The sequence below is a fragment of the Deefgea rivuli DSM 18356 genome (genome assembly GCF_000620145.1).
Taxonomy (GTDB): domain Bacteria; phylum Pseudomonadota; class Gammaproteobacteria; order Burkholderiales; family Chitinibacteraceae; genus Deefgea; species Deefgea rivuli.
The window spans coordinates 131,219-150,378 of record NZ_KK211082.1 but is presented as its reverse complement, the minus strand read 5'-3'; the positions used below and the strand labels follow the sequence as shown (position 1 = coordinate 150,378).

Annotated in this window: 19 protein-coding genes; 9 read left to right on the top strand and 10 right to left on the bottom strand. The window is 49.5% G+C overall.

Annotated features, from left to right (window positions below):
• The first annotated feature begins 14 nt into the window (after nt 1–14).
• Nucleotides 15–1,799, top strand: a complete 1,785-nt coding sequence (locus tag Q320_RS19890; RefSeq protein WP_245591030.1) for a SulP family inorganic anion transporter — start codon at nt 15–17, stop codon at nt 1,797–1,799.
• Here the strand turns inward: Q320_RS19890 and ppk2 are convergent.
• The gene (gene ppk2 / locus Q320_RS0113485; RefSeq protein ID WP_051534749.1) at nt 1,796–2,614 is read right to left on the bottom strand and encodes a polyphosphate kinase 2; all 819 of its coding nucleotides are present in this window, start codon (nt 2,612–2,614) and stop codon (nt 1,796–1,798) included. The genes Q320_RS19890 and ppk2 overlap by 4 nt on opposite strands.
• 100 nt (nt 2,615–2,714) lie before the next feature.
• Nucleotides 2,715–3,149, bottom strand: a complete 435-nt coding sequence (locus Q320_RS19885; protein ID WP_051534748.1) for a glutathione binding-like protein — start codon at nt 3,147–3,149, stop codon at nt 2,715–2,717.
• Nucleotides 3,150–3,336: 187 nt separating this feature from the next.
• On the opposite strand from Q320_RS19885, the gene Q320_RS19880 reads away from it, so the two are divergent.
• Nucleotides 3,337–4,845, top strand: coding sequence for a S41 family peptidase (locus tag Q320_RS19880; protein ID WP_051534747.1), 1,509 nt, complete (start codon nt 3,337–3,339; stop codon nt 4,843–4,845).
• Between the two features lie 198 nt (nt 4,846–5,043).
• Here Q320_RS19880 and Q320_RS0113470 read toward each other — a convergent pair whose 3' ends face one another.
• From Q320_RS0113470 to Q320_RS0113450, 5 genes are read right to left on the bottom strand one after another with little or no spacing between them, the layout of a single operon-like run.
• On the bottom strand, nt 5,044–5,700 hold the full coding sequence (locus Q320_RS0113470; RefSeq protein WP_051534746.1) for a glutathione S-transferase N-terminal domain-containing protein: 657 nt from the start codon (nt 5,698–5,700) through the stop codon (nt 5,044–5,046).
• A 20-nt stretch (nt 5,701–5,720) separates the two neighbouring features.
• Complete coding sequence (locus Q320_RS0113465; RefSeq protein ID WP_027469436.1) at nt 5,721–6,563, bottom strand: hypothetical protein; 843 nt, start codon at nt 6,561–6,563, stop codon at nt 5,721–5,723.
• Nucleotides 6,560–7,426: a 4-hydroxybenzoate octaprenyltransferase gene (gene ubiA, locus Q320_RS0113460; protein WP_027469435.1), complete on the bottom strand. Its 867-nt coding sequence runs from the start codon at nt 7,424–7,426 to the stop codon at nt 6,560–6,562. The genes Q320_RS0113465 and ubiA overlap by 4 nt, the downstream gene beginning before the upstream one ends.
• Nucleotides 7,427–7,432: 6 nt before the next feature.
• Nucleotides 7,433–7,882: a GNAT family N-acetyltransferase gene (locus tag Q320_RS0113455; RefSeq protein WP_051534745.1), complete on the bottom strand. Its 450-nt coding sequence runs from the start codon at nt 7,880–7,882 to the stop codon at nt 7,433–7,435.
• Nucleotides 7,883–8,428, bottom strand: a complete 546-nt coding sequence (locus Q320_RS0113450; RefSeq protein ID WP_051534744.1) for a chorismate--pyruvate lyase family protein — start codon at nt 8,426–8,428, stop codon at nt 7,883–7,885. It lies immediately after the preceding gene.
• Between the two features lie 185 nt (nt 8,429–8,613).
• Here Q320_RS0113450 and Q320_RS20975 point away from each other — a divergent pair, with 185 nt between their 5' ends.
• The 4 genes from Q320_RS20975 (at nt 8,614) to Q320_RS0113430 (ending at nt 13,417) form a co-directional block, all read left to right on the top strand.
• Nucleotides 8,614–9,471 (top strand): alpha/beta hydrolase family protein, encoded by an 858-nt coding sequence (locus Q320_RS20975; RefSeq protein WP_051534743.1) that lies wholly within the window; start codon nt 8,614–8,616, stop codon nt 9,469–9,471.
• Nucleotides 9,472–9,832: 361 nt separating this feature from the next.
• The gene (gene guaA, locus Q320_RS0113440; protein ID WP_027469432.1) at nt 9,833–11,407 is read left to right on the top strand and encodes a glutamine-hydrolyzing GMP synthase; all 1,575 of its coding nucleotides are present in this window, start codon (nt 9,833–9,835) and stop codon (nt 11,405–11,407) included.
• Nucleotides 11,408–11,603: 196 nt separating this feature from the next.
• Nucleotides 11,604–12,761, top strand: a complete 1,158-nt coding sequence (locus tag Q320_RS0113435; protein ID WP_027469431.1) for an AAA family ATPase — start codon at nt 11,604–11,606, stop codon at nt 12,759–12,761.
• Nucleotides 12,761–13,417: a DUF3226 domain-containing protein gene (locus tag Q320_RS0113430; RefSeq protein WP_027469430.1), complete on the top strand. Its 657-nt coding sequence runs from the start codon at nt 12,761–12,763 to the stop codon at nt 13,415–13,417. Before Q320_RS0113435 ends, Q320_RS0113430 begins: the two co-directional genes overlap by 1 nt.
• 22 nt (nt 13,418–13,439) lie before the next feature.
• Here Q320_RS0113430 and Q320_RS0113425 read toward each other — a convergent pair whose 3' ends face one another.
• Nucleotides 13,440–14,966: a Fic family protein gene (locus Q320_RS0113425; protein ID WP_027469429.1), complete on the bottom strand. Its 1,527-nt coding sequence runs from the start codon at nt 14,964–14,966 to the stop codon at nt 13,440–13,442.
• Between the two features lie 315 nt (nt 14,967–15,281).
• Nucleotides 15,282–15,569, bottom strand: coding sequence for a ribosome hibernation-promoting factor, HPF/YfiA family (gene hpf, locus Q320_RS0113420; RefSeq protein ID WP_027469428.1), 288 nt, complete (start codon nt 15,567–15,569; stop codon nt 15,282–15,284).
• A gap of 271 nt (nt 15,570–15,840) precedes the next feature.
• On the opposite strand from hpf, the gene Q320_RS0113415 reads away from it, so the two are divergent.
• Entirely contained in the window at nt 15,841–17,022 is a 1,182-nt protein-coding gene (locus Q320_RS0113415; RefSeq protein ID WP_245591019.1) for a glycoside hydrolase family 18 protein, read from the top strand.
• 84 nt (nt 17,023–17,106) lie between these two features.
• On the opposite strand, the gene Q320_RS0113410 is transcribed toward Q320_RS0113415, so the two are convergent.
• A complete protein-coding gene (locus Q320_RS0113410; RefSeq protein WP_027469426.1) occupies nt 17,107–17,979 on the bottom strand; it encodes a LysR family transcriptional regulator in 873 nt (290 codons plus the stop codon).
• 89 nt (nt 17,980–18,068) lie between these two features.
• Here Q320_RS0113410 and Q320_RS0113405 point away from each other — a divergent pair, with 89 nt between their 5' ends.
• Nucleotides 18,069–18,521, top strand: a complete 453-nt coding sequence (locus tag Q320_RS0113405; protein WP_035853743.1) for a multidrug/biocide efflux PACE transporter — start codon at nt 18,069–18,071, stop codon at nt 18,519–18,521.
• 225 nt (nt 18,522–18,746) lie between these two features.
• Nucleotides 18,747–19,052 (top strand): hypothetical protein, encoded by a 306-nt coding sequence (locus tag Q320_RS0113400; protein WP_156939069.1) that lies wholly within the window; start codon nt 18,747–18,749, stop codon nt 19,050–19,052.
• The last annotated feature ends 108 nt before the right edge of the window (nt 19,053–19,160 follow it).

Below are 19,160 nucleotides of genomic sequence, written 5' to 3'. Positions count from 1 at the left end.
AATCTGTTGTGGCAATGTTGCTTTTGGGTTTGAAATGGCCTTGGGCAATGATTTTGGGCGTACTGTGCATTTTTTACCCTGTCTGGGGCAAATCAGTGGAGAAAGATGGAATGAGTAGCACGGTGAATGAGGTAGCGCGCACGACTGCGCTAGGCGGATTACGTTTTGATATCGTTGCAGGGCTTATTGCGGCGGCGGTGGTGCTGCCCAAGGCGATGGCGTATGCGACGGTAGCTGGCTTGCCAGTTGAGATTGGCTTATATACCGCCTTTATTCCGATGCTGGTTTATGCCTTATTGGGCTCTTCCAAAGTATTGAGCGTCAGCTCGACAACGACGCTGGGGATTTTGACGGCAACACAATTGGGTTTGGTGGTGCCTAATGGTGATCCGGCGCTTTTACTCACTGCAACGGCCACGCTGACGGTGATGGTGGGGCTGATTTTGATTCTGGCTGCCGTGTTGCGGCTGGGTTTTGTGGCTAATTTTATTTCTGCACCGGTGTTGACGGGCTTTAAAGCTGGGATTGGCTTTGTGATTGTGCTGGATCAAATGCCCAAATTATTTGGCACCCACATTACGAAGCAAGGGTTTTTTCAGGATGTGATTTCAGTCGTGCAGCATATGCCAGAAGCTTCGTTGATCACGATGGGCGTAGCGGGAGCGACTTTTGTGGTGTTGCTGGGCATGGATAAAGTGTGGCCGCATTCTCCTGCACCCTTGGTGGCGATTGGTGGTGGGATTGCGGCGGTGTTTTATTTTGGTCTTGAAGCCAAAGGTGTGGCGATTGTTGGGCATATTCCTCAGGGTTTACCCTCATTCACGCTGCCTAGTTTGAGTTTGGTGCAGCAGTTATTGCCCGGTGCACTCGGGATTGCGCTGATGAGTTTTACCGAGTCAATTGCTGCTGGGCGTGCATTTGCGGCGTCCAGTGATCCAACGATTAAGCCTAATCGTGAATTGGTCGCAACAGGTTTGGCGAATGGGCTAGGTGCTTTGTTTGGCGCGATGCCAGCGGGGGGCGGTACTTCGCAAACGGCTGTTGCGCGCGCGGCTGGTGCGGTATCGCAAAAGGCCTCACTCGTGACCGCAGCGATGGCATTGGCGACGATGCTGTTTTTGGCACCTTTATTGGCCAAACTGCCGTTTGCTACTTTGGCGGCGGTAGTGATTGTGTATTCAGTGGGATTGATTAGTTTTCGCGATTTTATGGCGATTCGAAAAATTCGTTCGATGGAGTTTCGCTGGGCAGTGGTGGCATTTTTGGGCGTGTTGCTGTTTGGCACGCTGCAAGGCATTGTGATTGCCATTATCGTGTCGCTGATTGCGCTGGTGGGGCAGAATTCGCAAACCAAAGTGTCGGTGGTGGTGCGTAAACGCGGTACTGATGTATTGCGCGCGAAATCTGCTTTGCATCCAGATGACGAAGAGTTTGCAGGCTTATTGATTGTGCGGCCTGAAGGGCAGATCTTTTTTGCCAATGTGCAGCATATTGCCGAGCAAATCGCCGAGTTGGCGCAGCAATATCAGCCGCAAGTGCTGGCCATTGATATGAGCCGAGTGCCGGATATTGAGTATTCGGCTTTGCAGCAATTGATAGAAAGTCGGGAAAAAATTCAGGCGCAAGGCATTGCTTTGTGGCTGGTGGGGCTCAATCCAGCCGCGCTGGATGTGGTGCGACGCTCTGGATTTGCCGATGTGTTAGGCCGAGAAAGTATGTTGTTTAACGCGCGGCAAGCGATTATTCGCTACCAAGCGATGCAGGCAAGGGCTGCTGCCCCTGCCGTGGCGAGTGATTAATACGCTTCTGGGATAAATTTTGCAGGGTATTTAGCCACTTTCGAGTGGCTAATTTTTCGTTTTGGGAAAACGACTTCTTCGTGTGGCAAGCTTTCGTATGGAATCTGCGTCAGGATGTGGCGAATGATATTGAGGCGAACTTTTTTCTTGTCTTCTGATACGGCGGAAAACCACGGTGCCCATTCGCTGTCGGTGGCGGCAAACATTTCATCGCGCATCTGCGTGTAGGCATCCCATTGCGTGAAGGATTTAATGTCCATCGGCGACAATTTCCACGTTTTTCGAGCATCTTTCACGCGGTCGAGCAGGCGGCGTTCTTGTTCTTCTGGGCTCACTTCGAGCCAGTATTTCAGCAAAATAATCCCAGATTCGGTCATGGCGCGTTCCATCATCGGCGCTGATGAAAGGAATTTTTTCGCTTGTGCAGGCGTGCAAAAATTCATCACGCGTTCAACACCCGCGCGGTTGTACCAGCTGCGATCAAAAATCACCACTTCGCCAGCGGCTGGAAAATGGCCAATATAGCGCTGCAAATACATTTGGCTTTTTTCGCGTTCGGTTGGCGCGGGTAGGGCGACCACGCGAAACACCCGTGGGCTCACGCGCTCGGTAAGTGCTTTGATCGTACCGCCTTTGCCAGCGCCATCACGGCCTTCAAAAACAATAATGACTTTCAGCCCTTTGTGGACGACCCACTGCTGTAGCTTGACCAGCTCGCCATGCAGTTTTTTGAGCTCTTTATCGTATTGTTTGTTAGTGAATGGCGTGGCGGCTACTTCGGTACTGATTGCGGTGTGTTTTTTGGCTTTAGACATTGTGGCATTCCCTCGTTGTAAATGAGTTGTTTCTACTTTTCAATATGACGAATATCTTACATGAAACAAGTTGAAATGCTGGTTTTTCCTGCGTTCTGATTCAATTTTTAGTGCTGATTGCTTGCTGAATCTCCTTGGCACCCCAGATTAAAATGGCTTTATCGCTGCGCCATGGCGAATATTTTTCCATCACCGATTTAAAGGGACTGGTCTGAATCATTTGCTCTAACCAGTGTTGTAGTACTGGATTGGCATCTTGGCGAAACCAGTCGCTATCGACGGCTGCAAATTGCCGGATAAACGGAAAAATAGCGACGTCTGCCAATCTAATCTGTTGGTCGATCAAATATGTATGTCGCTCTAGGCTTTCAATGATATGCGCTTCAAGCCAATACATCGCATGATCGCGATGTTGCTCTAGCGAAAATTCAGTATAGCGTTCGGGAGATTTATACGCGTCGAGCAGTGGTTTAAATTCAATATCGTGCTGCGTAATCAGTCCCTTCTGCTGCGCCGCGAGTTCGGGGGGAGCCAAGCGGCAGGATCAGATTGCGTGAGCGCCTCAGAATGATGCAGACGTTTGATCGTTAGGCTGGGCTGGTGCGCAGTTGAACTTATATTTCTTCGATGGCCATCGCCTTAGTTACTGATATCAACAGCTTGTTTTTTGTTTACGCCACGCTTATTATCTGCGCGAATTCTAACAGCTAAGAGAAAGATAAATGAAATTATGCGATGGTAAAAAATTGGGCTTACGTTTAACGACGGCTAGTTTGAGCGTGGTCTTGGCTGCGTGTGGCGGCGGTGGTGGATCTGACGCTTCACCGATTGCGGGCACTGCAGCGGTTGTGACACCCAGTCCAGTGACTGGGCAAAAGTGTTCGCCGAATAATCCTTATCGTTATGACGATAGCCCTTTTAGCACGACCGGTACTTTGGCAGATGAGAAAGCCTGGCTCAAAGATAATATGGAAAAAAATTATCTTTGGTATCAAGACATGCCTGCGGTGGATGCTGCATTGCCTGCATATAGCAAAGAATCTGCGACTTTGGCTTCGGTTGAGGCTTATTTCAACGCCTTGAAATCTCCGCTATTGACGGCGTCTGGCGCGAAAAAAGATAAGCATAGTTTTGTGATTTCTACTCGTGAATGGAATGGCTGGCAGGCTGGGGCTTCGTTGGAATATGGTATTCAATGGCATGTGACGGGCGATGCGGTTCCTTATACGGTGCGCGTGGCTTATGTGCAGCCCAATTCACCGGCTGCGCTGGCTGGCGTTGCACGTGGCGATCAACTTAAAACGGTGGATGGTTTAGTGGCCGATGGCTCTGTGTCTGGCTTGGGCGCTTTGCTGTATCCAACGAATTCAGCGGCGCATAATTTGATATTTGATCGCGCTGGCACAGTCAAAAATGTCACCATTGCGGCGGCAAATATTACGATTTCTCCAGTACCCGTGGCGCAAACCTTGGATGTGGCCGGAGATAAAGTAGGCTATCTGGTGTTTAACACGCACATTTCATCGGCTGAAAAACCATTGATAGATGCCATGGAGAAATTCAAAGCCGATCAAGTGAAATCATTGGTCTTGGATTTGCGTTATAACGGCGGCGGTCTTGTTGATGTGGCGAGTGTATTGGCCTATATGGTGGCGGGTAAAACGGCAACATCAGGTAAGCCATTCGATAAATTGCAATACAGCGATAAGCGCCCAGTTCAGACTGCTCTAGGTGTGATTCCATTTTACGAAAAATCTACTGATGGAAAAGCATTGCCAAGCTTGAATTTGAAGCAAGTGTTTATCTTGGCCACAGGTAGCACTTGCTCGGCCAGCGAGGCGATTATCAATGGTTTGCGTGGTGTAGATATTGACGTACAAATCATTGGTAAAACCACCTGCGGTAAACCGTATGCCTTCGTCGGCAAATCGAATTGTGGCGTGACTTATTTGCCAATCGAATCAAAAGGAGCGAATGCCAAAGGATTTGACGATTATAGCGATGGCTTTGCGCCCAATTGCAGCGCCAGTGATGATTTCAGCCAGCCATTGGGCAGCGCTACCGAAGGCATGTTAGCGGCAGCACTGTATCGCCGCGCCAATCCAAATGCGTGTAAAGCCGCCGCACTGGGATCTGCGGGCAAAAATGCCGCAGGCATGGTGGTGCAAGAGGCGAATGGCTATTTGATTAAGCCAGAAATCATGCAAAACCAGTATTGGACTACGCGTTGATTTAAGTTGTGATGTAAAAAAGGCAGGGATGCAATCCCTGCCTTTTTTATGCGCGTAACAGTTGGGGGGATTTAAAGGTCAACAACGTGGATCACGAAAGACACGAAAAGAACGGCAAAAAAAGGCAAAATAGAATCATCATTTCTGATTTTTATTTTGCCCTACTTTCGTGCCTTTCGTGATCCCAGTTTTTGATCTTTAAGCTTTACGGCCAAAGTAAATCGGCGCGTCGCCGGCTTGCCATTGCGGGTATTTATTCATTACCGCAGCCAGTAATTCCGATTCAGTGAATGTCGCCAGCCAGTTTTGCAATGGCGCTGGTGCGTGTTGCTCAAACCACGGAAAATCCACAGCAGAAAATTGGCGAATAAACGGGGCGATGGCGACGTCGCTGATTCGCATCTGATTATCGATTAGGTAGGTATAGCCCTCTAGGCGTTGATTAATATTTTCTGCAAGCCAATACATCGCGTTATCTCGATGCTGTTCTAGTGACAATTGAGAATGGCGTTCGGGATATTTATACGCGTCCAGCAGCGGTTTAAATTCAATATCGTGCCGCGTAATCAGTTCAATTTGCTGGGCGGCGAGCTCGGGCGGATGCCAAGCGGCCGGATCAGATTGCGCCAACGCCCAGTGCATGATGTCCAGACTTTGGGCTATGACTTCGCCGCTCGGTAAAACCAATACGGGAACAGTGGCTTTGGGCGAGGCGGCGATGAGTTCAGCGGGTTTATCGCGCAACACGACTTCGCGCAACTCAACGATAACGCCGCTTTGCCACAGCGCCAAACGGGCGCGCATCGCGTAAGGGCAGCGGCGGAATGAGTACAAAATAGGCAGGTCGTGGGGCATATTGCACCGATTTTTAGCGATTAAATGTAATGAGTGAGGCGAGCGAGTAGTCCGCAAGCCAACCAGCTAATGGCCAAGAGTCCAACAGGTTTTGGTGTGCGATGAATGCCCCAGCCTGCCGCCAGCATCAGCATTAGTGCAATTGCGCCACCCCAATACGCGGGCAAATGGCCGATCAGCCAACTACTTATCAATCCAACAATCAGCCACGGCGTGGCGCTTAATACATAGCGCTGCGTGCGGCTGGGTTGCGGATCAGGCGCAAGGCTGGGCAGATTGGCCAGTAGCGGTGCGAGAAATCCGGCTGGATCTTGTGCAATGCCTTTAACCAGCGCAATCGATACGGCAGGCGTTGCGCCAGCGGCGAGCAACATGCCCTGCAAGCCCAAACTCGCCTCTGCACCGGGCGTGGTTTCTTCATCGGTTTCGGGTTGGGCTGGTGGCGTAAATTGGCGCGCCGTGCGCCAAACCTGCCAGGCCGCACCGCCAAGCGCCAAGCACCAAGCTGCAAGTTGCTGGCTGGCGGGGAGGCGATTAAAACCCAATAAGAGCGCCAATACGCAGCCAGAAAACAGCAGCGCATCATTGGCTTTATGCTGCGCCAGCGACCAAAATTGCTGGCTGGCGGTATGGTAAATATTCAGGCCTTTTAAATTGAGTCTTGCCAGTATTGCCATGCAGGCATTGATGCCAAATAACTGCATGGCAATACCTAGTATTTTTGTTTTTTTAGTGTGTTCTGAGGCCGGATATTTTTGCGCGATTTCCAGCCAATACCATTGCCTGCTCGATCCCGATTCCAAATCGGAAAGCAGGCGCATGATCGTGCCTTGCTCGGTTAAGCTCAATGGCGTGATTTTCATAGCGGAAAGCAGAAATCCAAAACTAAGGCGGTAAAGATGATCGCGCCGATGCGGTTATTGGCTAAAAATGCCGCAAAGCAGGCGGCGCGATCGCGCGTACGAATGCGGCGGTATTGATCGAAAATCAGCACCGCCACTAAGCCCAAACCCGCGAAATAAATCAGGCCTCGCTCGGCCAACACGCCAACCCAGATCATCAGCGCTAAAAATCCAAAAAAGCAGGCCATGACGGCGGCAATATCAAATCGGCCAAAAGTAATCGCTGACGTTTTAATGCCGATTTTTAAATCATCCGGTTTATCGACGATTGCGTATTCGGTGTCGTACGCCACCGTCCACAGCAAATTAGCCAGCATCAGCAGCCATGCAATCAGCGGCACAGTGCCTGTTTGCGCAGCGAACGCCATCGGAATCCCAAAGCTAAACGCAATGCCCAGATACGCTTGCGGCACGGGTAAAACGCGTTTGGTAAATGGATAAGTTGCCGCTAAAAACAGCGCTGGAATAGTCAATGACAAAGCCAAAGTGTTGAGTGGCAGCGCCACCAGCAAGGCCAGTAGCGCTAAACCCGCAGCAAAATACAGCGCATGCCGCGATTTGATTTCGCCCGACGCGAGCGGGCGCATTTTGGTACGCTCGACATGGCCGTCAAAATCGCGATCCGCCCAATCATTGATCACGCAACCGGCGGAGCGCATCAGCCAAGTGCCAAGACAAAAAATCACCACCAAATGCCAATCTGGCCGACCTTGCCCCGCAATCCACAGCCCCCACAGCGTTGGCCACAGCAGCAATAAAGTCCCGATGGGTTTGTCCATGCGGGCGAGGCGGAAATAGGGCGAAAGGCGTGAGTTGAGTCGCATGGTTTCTTATAAAGAGTGATGTCGTACGTATTCATGGTCGAATTCGCTACTTTCGATGAGTTGAAAGCCATGACGAATATAAAAGCGATTTGAGTCACTGCCACGTAGTGCGCCGACTCGAATCGGTAGCGAGGCTTGTTTGGCTTTAGCAAAAATAATTTTCAAAATAGCCGTACCAAGACCTTTCCCTTGCTCGAATGGCCGAATATAAAGATGATCTAATCGCAGATACGTGCTGTGCGGTTTGAGTACGAAGAAGCCAATGCGCTGTTGCTGATTGCTATAAATCCATTGGGTACATTCAGGCGCAAAACTCGATTGAAAGCGTTCTCTGGCGCGTATCGGATCAAAGCGGCCGATGCGTTCTAAGCTGTCGCGCATCGCTTCAATTCTCAGGGCAATCAGTGCCTCTAAATCGTCAGTAGTCGCTTGAGTGAGTTGGATTTGCATCGTCATTTAAATCGTGCGGCAGGGCGAGCTTAAAAGCGCAGTTAAAAACACCTCAGTCACCAGTAATTGATCGCTACCCGAATAAAACACCGAGCGCCGTGCCCAGAGTGTGGCAGATTGCGGTCCTGCGGCGGCGACGGCTTTTTGCCATAGAGGATGGCGGTGGTTGAGTTTGCGCCACGCTAAATGTGAGCGACGTATCGTTGGATCGGCAAAGAGTAGCGCGCCAAGCGGGCGGCTGCCGCTGCGGCCAAATAAATGAAATCCGCCGCGCAGGCTGCTGCGCGCAGTAATGCTGTGCGCAAAAACGAGCGGCGTGCCGTTGGAGCACAGCAGCACTTCACGCGTTGCCACCGCGGTTTTGCCGTTTAATTGCAAAATCGCCATTTCATCTTGATGCGCGCGCGCCCAGCCTTGTGCCAAAACACGCACGCTAAACGCAGGGTAATTTGCGATCAATCGCTCTGTCAGCGAGCCACGCTCACTCAGCCAAGGGCGCAAAGCGCGTGGCGAAGAAATCAAGGGCGAGTGCCAAAAGGCGGTATGCGGCATAGTCGGGCTGTGAGTTTGGATTGCGGCTAATTATGCCATAGCCGCTGTATGGCTTGCGGCGTTACGCAAGCCATCGGCGTGCTCTTCTCGTTTATAGATGCATTCATCGGTATTAATTTGCTTAAGTTACCTTGCGGTGTATTATTTTACTGGTTGGTAACTTTATTTTCTATGGAGTAGCTTCGATGCCTTATTTTTACTTAGTGATGGTGTTTTTACTGAGTGCATGTGGCGGAGGCGGCGGTGATGCGCCTCCTGCTACGACTACCGCCCCTTTAGCGCCGGCAAGCTCGATGATGGTTCGCTATGGCCCGCAAACTGAGCAATATGGTCAATTTAAAACACCGGAAGGCAACGGCCCGTTTCCGCTCGCGGTCATTTTGCATGGCGGCTGCTGGAATCGCTCTATTGCTTCGGCCAACATCATGCAGCCGATGGCCGATGCGCTAACGCGAGCAGGTTGGGCAACGCTCAATTTAGAATACCGTGTTACTAGTGATCCACTTTACGCCGCCCCGATGACTTTTCAAGATGTCGCTAGTGCAATGGATGCGCTGCCAGTAATGCTGGCTAATTTGCCGGTGAATTTGAAACGCACGGTGTTGATTGGGCATTCGGCGGGCGGGCATTTGGCTCTGTGGGCAGCGGCTAGGCCGAGTATTCCGTCGAGCAGTGTGTTGTATACGGCTAAGCCTAATTTGCCACAAGCGGTGATTGGTTTGGCGGCCATCCCCGATTTGGTCACTTATCAGGCAAGTAGCTGCGGCAGCTATATCCCTGGCTTGCGCGGGAGTTTGAGCGATGCAGAAGTCAGCCCGCAGGCGATGTCGTCCGCCGGAGTGCCAATTTACCTGTTTTCAACAACTGCGGATGATATTGTGTCGACGCAATATGCCGATGCTTATCAAAAGCACGAAGCGAGCCTAGGGCATACCGTCAGTTTGACGACGATGAGCGGCAATCATTTCACCTTAATCCAGTCTTCTGGCGAGGTATTTAATGCGGTGCTCAAACAAATGAATGCCATACCGGCTGCTCCGTGATGGTACTTATTTAGCTAGCTTGCCCGCGAAAGCCGATTTGAGAAAACGAAAGTTCAAATCCATAACGTCCGCGCGGGCAGGCTCATTCTTAGCAATCCAAGACTTCTGTTAATTCTAATGGCATTAGAAATCAGAGATTAAATGATGGGTATTTCCATAGAGTCTTTTATTTTTATCGCATACAGCCATATACCTATGTAGTTTGAGCTTGTTTTTTGTCAGCAATCGCATTGAGGTATCAAGATTGCATTGGTGAGATGAAATAAAACTTGCCAGCGGCTGCTTGATATATGGACTCGCGTAGAACGCTGATGCACGGTAAAATGCCGCGTTTTCACGCACACCCAATGGGACATTCGGTATGGATAAGATTCTGATTCTTGATTTCGGCTCACAAGTTACGCAGCTGATTGCCCGTCGTGTGCGCGAAGCGCATGTTTACTGTGAATTGCATTCGTTTGATGTGAGTATCGACTTCATCAAAGAATTTAATCCTAAAGGCATTATCTTGTCGGGCGGCCCGAACTCGGTGTACGAATCCGATTACCAAGCCGATCCAGCCTTGTTTGAGCTGGGCATCCCTGTAATGGGTATTTGCTACGGCATGCAATGGATGGCGCAAAGCTTGGGCGGCAAAGTGGAAGCGGGCACAGTGCGCGAATTCGGTTTTGCTGAAATTGAAGTCAATGCAGCCAACCCATTATTTAAAGGCCTGTCTGACCGCGTTCACGGTGATACAACATGCCTTGAAGTGTGGATGAGCCACGGCGACAAAGTAACTGCGATGCCAGCGGGCTTTGAAGTCATCGCCAGCAACGCGTCTTGCCCGATTGCGGCGATGGCCGATGTGAAACGCGGTTTTTACGCGGTGCAATACCACCCAGAAGTAACACACACGATCAAAGGGCGTGAAATGATTAATCATTTCGTGCTCGATATTTGCGGCTCAGCACCAAGCTGGACGATGCCAAACTACATCGACCAAGCTGTCGCGAAAATCCGCGAACAAGTCGGTACGGACGAAGTGATTCTCGGTCTGTCAGGCGGCGTCGATTCATCAGTGGCCGCAGCGCTGATTCACCGCGCGATTGGCGATCAACTCACTTGCGTGTTTGTCGATAACGGTTTGCTGCGTCTGAACGAAGGCAAGCAAGTCATGGAAACTTTCGCCGAGCATTTGGGCGTAAAAGTCATCCACGTTGATGCGACTGCACAGTTTATGGGTCATTTGGCCGGTGTGTCTGACCCTGAAGCCAAACGCAAAATTATCGGCCGCGAATTCGTTGAAGTATTCCAAGCTGAATCAGCCAAATTGCCAAGCGCAAAATGGTTGGCACAAGGCACGATTTATCCTGACGTGATTGAATCTGCTGGCGCAAAAACCGGCAAAGCGCATGCGATCAAGAGCCACCACAATGTCGGCGGCTTGCCAGAAACAATGAAATTGAGCCTGCTCGAACCGCTACGCGAATTGTTTAAAGACGAAGTGCGTGAACTCGGTGTTGCGCTCGGCCTCGCACCAACACTGGTTTATCGCCATCCGTTCCCAGGCCCTGGCCTAGGCGTGCGGATTCTTGGCGAAGTAAAACAAGAGTTTTGCGAATTGCTGCAACGCGCCGATGCGATCTTTATCGAAGAATTGCGCGCTGCGGTCGATGAAAAAAGCGGCAAAAACTGGTACGAACTCACCAGCCAAGCGTTTGTCGTGTTCTTGCCAGTGAAATCAGTCGGCGTAATGGGCGATGGCCGCACTTACGATTACGTCGTCGCACTGCGCGCCGTCGTGACCAGCGACTTTATGACCGCCAAATGGGCAGAATTGCCGTACGATTTGCTCGGCAAAGTGTCGAATCGCATTATTAATGAAGTACGTGGTATTAATCGTGTGGTTTATGACGTATCAGGTAAACCACCAGCGACCATTGAGTGGGAGTGATCCCGCGTCTGGCAATGTTTGGCAATAAATAGCAGTAAACACCCCTCAAGCCCGCAGAAATGCGGGCTTTTTTGCAATTTTAAGCCTGAAAAAGTAGCTTCATAGTCAGTTATGGTAAATTTACTGGTCTGCTAGCCGATGTGAAAGCGATTTCGGCTCGATCAGATGATTACGCACTGCCAAAAAAGGAAAAAACATGCATTTAAAATCCCTGCATATCAAGAATTTTCGCGCACTTGAAGACTTCCAAGTCAGCAAACTTGGCCGTGTCAATCTGATTGTCGGCAAGAATAATTCAGGTAAAAGCTCGGTGTTAGAAGCTCTGCGGATTTATGCGGGGAATGCGCATCCGGACTTGTTAGAGGATTTGGCAATAAGCCACGATGAACAATGGAAAATTAAAAAAGGTGAGTTTGAATTTCAGAATGATTTGCCTTTTAAGTCCTTTTTTTCAGGCCGGCAGTTTCCTGAAATTGATGGGATAGGGATTGAGATAGGTGATGGTACAGCTGACAAATTAGTGAAGATTGAACATGTTTTTTATTATGAGAAAGAGTACGTTGAATCTGAGGCAGAGGGTGAGGGCAGACCGCGTGTCCGTAGAACACATATCTTAAAAAGTGAGCTGGTTGACTTTGAAGGTGAAGATGTCAATGAATCAATTGCTATTCAAATCAACGATAGTAACCTCATTATTCTGCGGTTCGGTGTTCCTAGCGGCAGACTTAGGCCTCTTCTGAGGATGATTAAAAGAAATTCATGTTCATATATTTCGACTCAGTTTACTGCCGAAGATGAGCTAGCTGATATGTGGGATAGAGTTGGCCTCACTGAAGCACAGGAATTTGTTAAGAGTGCACTTCGCATCGTCAATCCTGATTTCGAAGAAATTTTATTTGTTCGAGATGATGAGATTGATGAGCGTGATTCCGGTTCATTCTCGAGAAGCGCAATCGTCAAGCTGAAAAATGTTGATACTCCAGTACCATTGAATAGTATGGGTGATGGTATTTTTCGGATTCTTCAACTGTTTCTGAAGTTATTTGCAGCCAAAGGAGGCTTTCTGCTAGTTGATGAATTCGAAAATGGCCTGCATTACTCAGTTCAAGAGGAAGTCTGGCGACTTGTTTTTGATTTGGCAGAGAAGCTTGATATTCAGGTTTTTGCCACCACCCACAGCTGGGATTGCATCGAGAGCTTTGCCAAAGTGGCGGTTGAAAAAACCGAAACAGAAGGCGTGCTATTCCGCGTTGGTCGCAGTGTTAGAACCAGCGATCAGGGTAGGGTGATTGCCACTGTGTTTGACGAGCAGAAGCTGTTCAATATCACGCAATCTGATGTTGAGGTGCGCTGATGGCGGATCGCTTGTTGCTGGTTGAGGGGGAGGCGGATCGAGCCTTTTTTGAACTGCTTTGTCGAAATTACGCCGTAGCTGCCGAAGCTATTAAAGTGTCTCCTCCAAAAGGGCTTGGTGGTGATTGGAATTCCAAGCAAGGTGTTTTGAATTTACTGGAAACGCAGATCGCGGATTTGAATGATGGCCGGCTGCAGGCGCTGGCTATTGTTGTTGATGCTGACCGAGCCCCTGATGGTGGTTTTGCAAAGACAATCCAGCAAATTACGGCCAAGGTGACTCAGCATGGCTATGATAGCCCGCCTGTGTCGCTTGGTTCGGGTGGTCTTCTCTACAAACACAACGATGGTTTGCCTGATCTCGGAGTTTGGATCATGCCCGATAACGCTTCCGATGGCATGCTGGAGGACTGGATCAAGCAATGCATCTCGCCTGCTGAGGCAAGTCTGTTGGCGCAAGCCCAAAACACAATTGCAGGCCTCGCCGCGCCAAAATTCAAAGTTACTAAATTGAGTAAAGCGGAAGTTGCGACTTGGCTGGCTTGGCAAAAGCAACCTGGTGAGGGGCTTTATTGCGCGGTCAAGGATCATTTGCTCGATTCCGCATCACCGCAGTATGTTGGATTGCTTAAGTGGCTCAAAATCGTTTTCCCGTAAGCTTTAATTTCAGCATCAATATTTAATCAGCAAATGCCTGTTGCACCGCATCAACAATCCGTTCACCAATAACTGATTTTTCGGTGAGTATTGGATACCGCTTGCAAAGCTGATTAGACAGCGCGTTGCCATTCTGCCGAATGCTGCGAATGATGCTGTCTAGCTCATTGTCCGGTGCTTCTAAAAATTGCTTGATGGCGCTTCGGGCTTGGTCGTTGGCTTTTAAGAAACGGGCTTCTTTGCGCATTTCTTGTGTCAGTGTTGTGTCGATGATTTTTGCGAGATATTCGGCATGCGCCGTGAGGTCGGGGTAGCGCCATGCGGGCAGTGCATCGTTGTAAGCGCTGAAGTAAAGGTTGTATTCAACACCGTCCTCGGCGATGACTGGCTCGCCAAAATAATACTGATCGGCATATTTGCGCATCAGGCGGCGCGAAAAACGTTCAAGCACTTTGTCGTAAGCGGCACGTGCCTGTGTGCTGTCGGCGATGGTTGCAGACACAGGCAGGATAATCGGCGAGGGTACGAGCCCATCGCGGCGTAAGATGTCGTTGATTAAAAAGCGCGAAATTCGGCCATTGCCATCCGCCATTGGATGAATATACACAAAGCCGAAAGACGCGACTGCTGCGCGCACGATGGATGACGCGCCTTGGCTGCGTTCGAGAAAATGCGCAAGTCCTGAGAGAAGGGCTTTTGTTTGTTCCCAATGTGGCGCGATGTAATCAACGACTGCTTGATAGTGAGCTGAGTGTCCAACATATACAGGGGAGCGGCGCAGCCCGTAGCGTAGCGCCATATCGCCCAAAATGCCGCGTTGTAATAGGCTCAGCGTTTCGGGCGTGAATGGATTGTCGTGTTGTCCGCATTCGTTTTCCATTACGGCGGCAAAGCGGCGGATGCGATCTTCTTTATCCTGCTCACGCTCAATTAGAAAACTGGCGCGGCTTTCTTTGACAGTTAACCAGACCGTGCTGCGCAAAATCAGATCAACGCCGAAATCCGTTTCTAACTCGGCCAGCTTGGCTGGCAAGTCATAAGTTTCGGCGGCTTGAATAGCTGTTGTTCGTCGTACAATCGGGCAGTAATCACGATTACCCGGCAGATTGTCTCGAACCCGCCAGCGCGGGCAATTGATCGGCGTTCCGACTAGATACAGTTCGGGGTCAAGTGCATCAATGTAGTTGCCTCGCGTCAGATTCGGCGCATCCAGCGTGGCGTCTGTCAGCCATTCATATAAGAAGCAGGCTCGGCGGGCATAACTTCCCGTTGGCTCTCGCGCAATCCATTGTTCTAGTTCTTGCTTGACCAAATCTTGAGAAAAAAGCCTAGCCAGAAATTCCAAATGGATGCCTTCATACTTGAACGCAAAAGCCAGTTGCTCACTAAAACTGTCAACAGGGCGGTATGATTCTGGGTAAACTTCAAAACGTATGTCACCGTCACTCGATGTTGAGCGGTTACGGCCGATTTCACTCTGTACGGCCAGCGGGTGTACTGCATGAACATTGTAGGTGAGTGATAGCCATTGATACCCGATCTCAGCCATAAAATCGATTACTCCGCCATAAAAACAGTTATAAATTGAAGATTTTCAATAAAAACGATTATAGCAGACGGGTTGGGGGTTGACAGGCTAAGTTGCTTGGCTTGCACTGAGGTGTGCTAGAGGGGCGAAAACGCTATGAACTGACCATAGTATTTTTCATCGTCTTATATTTTTTACTTGGTAGATTTGTTCAATAAATCATTAGCTTATGCTGCTTGTTAATGATTGAGTGGGAATGATCTGCTAGATCATCGTTGAACTGAAAAAGCCCTGTTTATATACAGGGCTTTTTTATTGGGCATTCAAAACGTAGTTTTATGCTAAGCGGCTCTTGTCTCGCTTTTTGGACAGCTGTCGGCAAAGCTTGGTGACCATGGATTCAATGGCGGTCTGCATATTTTCATTTTCACAGGTCGCGACTACTTTCCCATTTTTTGTGTGTAATTTAGCTCTAGCGATGATATTACTTTTTTTAGTTGTCAAAACGATATGAGCGGATTTAGTCATCGCAAGGTGACGATCCAGTCGGGTAAACCGTTCTGCGACATAGTCGCGTATCGAGTCGGTAATCGCAACATGCTGCCCTGTTAATTTCATACGCATAAGATAGCTTCCTGAGTTGTGTGAACTAAAAGTCGAGCATTTTTACTAAATGATTTGAATTTTGGATTAGAAAATAAAAGATTGAAGAAAGAGACGACTTACTGGTTTAAACGCTGTTGATTTGGCTTCAGTGAACGACATTGTTAGCCCCTGCCAGCTTTTTTATGTCAGCAGGATTTTGTTAATGATAGAGTAGGAATTAGCAAATTGTTTCAATCTTGCTCTGGTTCTTTATGATTATTTTTTATAAAAAAACGATGGAGTTGACTTTATGTTGCGTAAAACGATGCTGAGTTTGGCGATGAGTTTGCTGTTGAGTGGCTTTGCGGCGCAGGCTGAGGAGCCTTATAAAGTGGTGGGCTACTCGATTTCTTGGGGCGCGTATGGTCGCAATTTCACGCCTAGTGATATTGATGCCAGCAAGCTCACCCATATTAATTTTGCGTTTGCCAATATCGAAAACGGCAAACTCGTCGTGGGTGATCCAAACGTAGATACATCCAAGGCGAATAATTTTCGCCAATTGCGTAGCTTGAAAAAGAAACATCCTAACTTGAAAACGTTGATTTCAGTCGGCGGTTGGACTTGGTCGAAGTATTTCTCCGATGTCGCTTTAACCGAACAAAGCCGAGCCATTTTTGCGGATAGCGCAGTGGCATTTATTCGTGAGCATGGCTTTGACGGTGTGGATATTGATTGGGAATTCCCAGTCGTCGGCGGCAATGCGGGTAACGTTGAGCGCCCAGAAGATAAAGAAAACTACACGCTTTTGATGACGACTTTGCGCGAAAAACTCGATGCGGCGGGCAAGAAGGATAATCGGACTTATCTGCTGACTACAGCGGTTGGCCCTGGCGAGCGCTGGATTAATAATACCGAAATGGGTAAGGTCGCCAAAGTGGTCGATTGGGTCAATTTAATGGCTTATGACTACAACGGCGCGTGGAATAAATTTTCGGGGCATTTTGCGCCACTGTATAACGATCCCGCGTATCAGCGCGAAGGTGCATCGCCGAAAAATAATATCGATTCGGTGATTCAGTTATTTCTAAAAGAAGGTGTTCCTGCAAATAAAATCGTGCTCGGTGTGGGCTTTTATGGCTATAGCTGGAAAGGTTGCGCACCAGAAAAGCAGGGGGAATATCAAGATTGTGCGGGTAAAGGCCGCGGTAGCTGGGAAGATGGCAATTTGGATTATTCTGAAATCGAGAAAAAACTGGTCAACCAAGATGGCTATACCCGCTATTGGAATGATGTGAGCAAGGTGCCGTTTTTGTTCAATCCAAAGAAGGGCGAGTTTATTACTTATGAAGATTCGCAATCTCTGGCGCATAAGCTCGATTTTCTGAAAAGCAAAAAACTGGGCGGTGCAATGATTTGGGAAATGTCGGGTGACCGCAAGCAAACTTTACTGAATCAAATCGATAAAAGCCTCGCACAGCCAACGCCATAATTACTGGCGTGATGAAGCGATGTGGCCATCGAGTGTGTTTTGACATAAAAAGCCCTTCGGGGCTTTTTTGTTTTGTAATGGGATTTAAGTTGGCGGTCTAGTTTGACTAATGTGATCGATCAACCAACTACACGCAGGCCCTAATTTTGCATTGCGGGACCAGATGACGTCGACTTGCACGCTGCGCGGCCAGCTGGGGAGTTTGAGTTGCACGAGTTGCCCGCGGCCGAAATTCTCAACTTGCCATGTGGGCAGCGCCGCCCAGCCAAAGCCGCGTAAAGTCATTTCTAGTAGCATTAAATAGCTTGGCGCTAGCCAGCAGCGTGGGCTGTATTGCGCATTGCTGTGCTGCGTATAGCTGCTGAGCGCCAATTCGCGGTGTTCGGCCAGCATGGCAACGCTGAGGTGTTCGATGTGAGCTAGGGGATGCTGCTGGCTGACATAAATCGCCATTTCGCGTTGACCAGGAATCGGCAGCGCCGAAAAATCCGCGCCATACGCGGTTTGTGCACGGATCAAGCCTAATTGCGCGCGGCCACTCCTCAGTAGATGCAGTACGTCCTGATCTTCATCGGCCAGACATTCCAGGCGCAGCAGCGGAAATCGCTCGGCAAATTCGCTGAGCAGCAGTTCAAATTCGCGTGATTGGAAGGTATCGGATAGCACAATGCTCAATTGTGCTTCTAGACCCGCATGCAAAGCGCTGGCTTGGCGCTTGAGCGCGTCGTGACTATTGAGCACTTGCTTGGCATGAATCAGCAACTGCATACCTGCTGCGGTGAGCTTGATCTGGCGCTGCGTGCGATCAAATAGCGCCAATCCCGCGTCGATTTCTAAATTGCTAATTGCTTCGCTGATCGTCGATTGGCTTTTGCCCAAATGCCGCGCCGCCGCAGAAAACGAGCCGAGTTCAGCCGCTTGTACAAAGGCGCTCAACGCATCGATTGAATTAAACATATCGGAATTCCCGATGGTTATCAATTTTTAAGTAACGGTAAAATCGCTGATAATCGTGGCTGTTGTCAAGGAAAGATAAGGAGAAAGCAATGAATCAAGCAATGAGCGTGATGCCTGAAAAAACAGTGAAAGAGCGTTTTATGCATGCGCTGCTGTTTGAAATTGGCGGGATTGCGTTGGCCACACCATTGGCGGCTTGGGTAATGGGCGCTTCGGTCAGCCATGTTGGCGTGCTAGCGGCGATGCTCGCTACGACGGCAATGTTGTGGAATATGGTGTTTAATTATGGTTTTGAAATTGTCGAGCGCCGCCGCCAATGGCAGCGCACCCCGAAAATTCGTGCCTTGCATGCGCTGCTATTTGAAGCCGGATTTATCGGGTTTTCACTACCGCTGACGATGTGGTGGATGGGCATCGGGATCTGGGAAGCGCTCTTGCTTGATCTTGGCTTCTTCCTGTTCTTTTTGCCGTACACCTACGTTTACAACTGGCTTTATGATGCTGCTCGCAGCCATTACTTCCGGCGCTTAGTCGCTGGATAATCGTGAGCTATTTGCTCAGCGAGTTTAGAGTCTCTTGGCAGCAAGGCGGCTAGTGGCTGGGGGTCAAAGGCTTTGATTCTTGCGCGTCCCCATTGGCTAAGCCGCCTTGCCTTCTGACTGAAAAAGCCTTGAGCGCGCAGCGTAAACAACGCTAAAATCGGGCTTATGCCCAGCCTGTTCAGCCCAACCCCTTTGTGTAAAACGCAGCTCGTGATCTTTTGCATCATGCTGCTTTGCGCGTGGCTGCCAGTCTCCACGGTATTGTCGATGGCGCATCAGCCACTGCCTATTGCGCTGCAAATCCATAATCCATTGGACGTGAGCGACGTTTCTTTAGACGTCGAGCAGCCCATCGCGGCGCATGCCCATGGACACGCCAGCTTCGATCACACGCACGATCTTCCGCAATGGTTTGCAATCAAGGCCAGCTTGGCTGAGGTTGCTCAAGCCGCTTGGACTCATACAGAGCCGATTGAGCCAAGTTCAGCATCGATTTCCCCCGCGAAAAAACCACCCAAATTTCCTGTTTGAGTTTTGCCGCATCGAGGCGGCACTCATCAATGAAATCGGATTCTTCTAAAAGACAGCGCCTGCCGTTTTATGGCTGGCTGTTGCTTATCCCATTCGTCTTGGAATGGA

Bases quoted from the DNA above. Each gene is read 5' to 3' on its own strand.
- Q320_RS0113415 (WP_245591019.1), top strand. From the start codon at position 15,841: ATGTTGCGTAAAACGATGCTGAGTTTGGCGATGAGTTTGCTGTTGAGT.
- Q320_RS0113470 (WP_051534746.1), bottom strand. From the start codon at position 5,700: ATGCCCCACGACCTGCCTATTTTGTACTCATTCCGCCGCTGCCCTTAC.
- Q320_RS0113450 (WP_051534744.1), bottom strand. From the start codon at position 8,428: ATGCCGCATACCGCCTTTTGGCACTCGCCCTTGATTTCTTCGCCACGC.
- Q320_RS0113435 (WP_027469431.1), top strand. From the start codon at position 11,604: ATGCATTTAAAATCCCTGCATATCAAGAATTTTCGCGCACTTGAAGAC.
- Q320_RS0113425 (WP_027469429.1), bottom strand. From the start codon at position 14,966: ATGGCTGAGATCGGGTATCAATGGCTATCACTCACCTACAATGTTCAT.
- Q320_RS0113405 (WP_035853743.1), top strand. From the start codon at position 18,069: ATGAATCAAGCAATGAGCGTGATGCCTGAAAAAACAGTGAAAGAGCGT.
- Q320_RS0113455 (WP_051534745.1), bottom strand. From the start codon at position 7,882: ATGACGATGCAAATCCAACTCACTCAAGCGACTACTGACGATTTAGAG.
- ubiA (WP_027469435.1), bottom strand. From the start codon at position 7,426: ATGCGACTCAACTCACGCCTTTCGCCCTATTTCCGCCTCGCCCGCATG.
- guaA (WP_027469432.1), top strand. From the start codon at position 9,833: ATGGATAAGATTCTGATTCTTGATTTCGGCTCACAAGTTACGCAGCTG.
- Q320_RS0113400 (WP_156939069.1), top strand. From the start codon at position 18,747: ATGCTGCTTTGCGCGTGGCTGCCAGTCTCCACGGTATTGTCGATGGCG.
- Q320_RS20975 (WP_051534743.1), top strand. From the start codon at position 8,614: ATGCCTTATTTTTACTTAGTGATGGTGTTTTTACTGAGTGCATGTGGC.
- Q320_RS19890 (WP_245591030.1), top strand. From the start codon at position 15: ATGTTGCTTTTGGGTTTGAAATGGCCTTGGGCAATGATTTTGGGCGTA.
- Q320_RS0113430 (WP_027469430.1), top strand. From the start codon at position 12,761: ATGGCGGATCGCTTGTTGCTGGTTGAGGGGGAGGCGGATCGAGCCTTT.
- Q320_RS19880 (WP_051534747.1), top strand. From the start codon at position 3,337: ATGAAATTATGCGATGGTAAAAAATTGGGCTTACGTTTAACGACGGCT.
- hpf (WP_027469428.1), bottom strand. From the start codon at position 15,569: ATGCGTATGAAATTAACAGGGCAGCATGTTGCGATTACCGACTCGATA.
- Q320_RS0113465 (WP_027469436.1), bottom strand. From the start codon at position 6,563: ATGAAAATCACGCCATTGAGCTTAACCGAGCAAGGCACGATCATGCGC.
- Q320_RS0113410 (WP_027469426.1), bottom strand. From the start codon at position 17,979: ATGTTTAATTCAATCGATGCGTTGAGCGCCTTTGTACAAGCGGCTGAA.
- ppk2 (WP_051534749.1), bottom strand. From the start codon at position 2,614: ATGTCTAAAGCCAAAAAACACACCGCAATCAGTACCGAAGTAGCCGCC.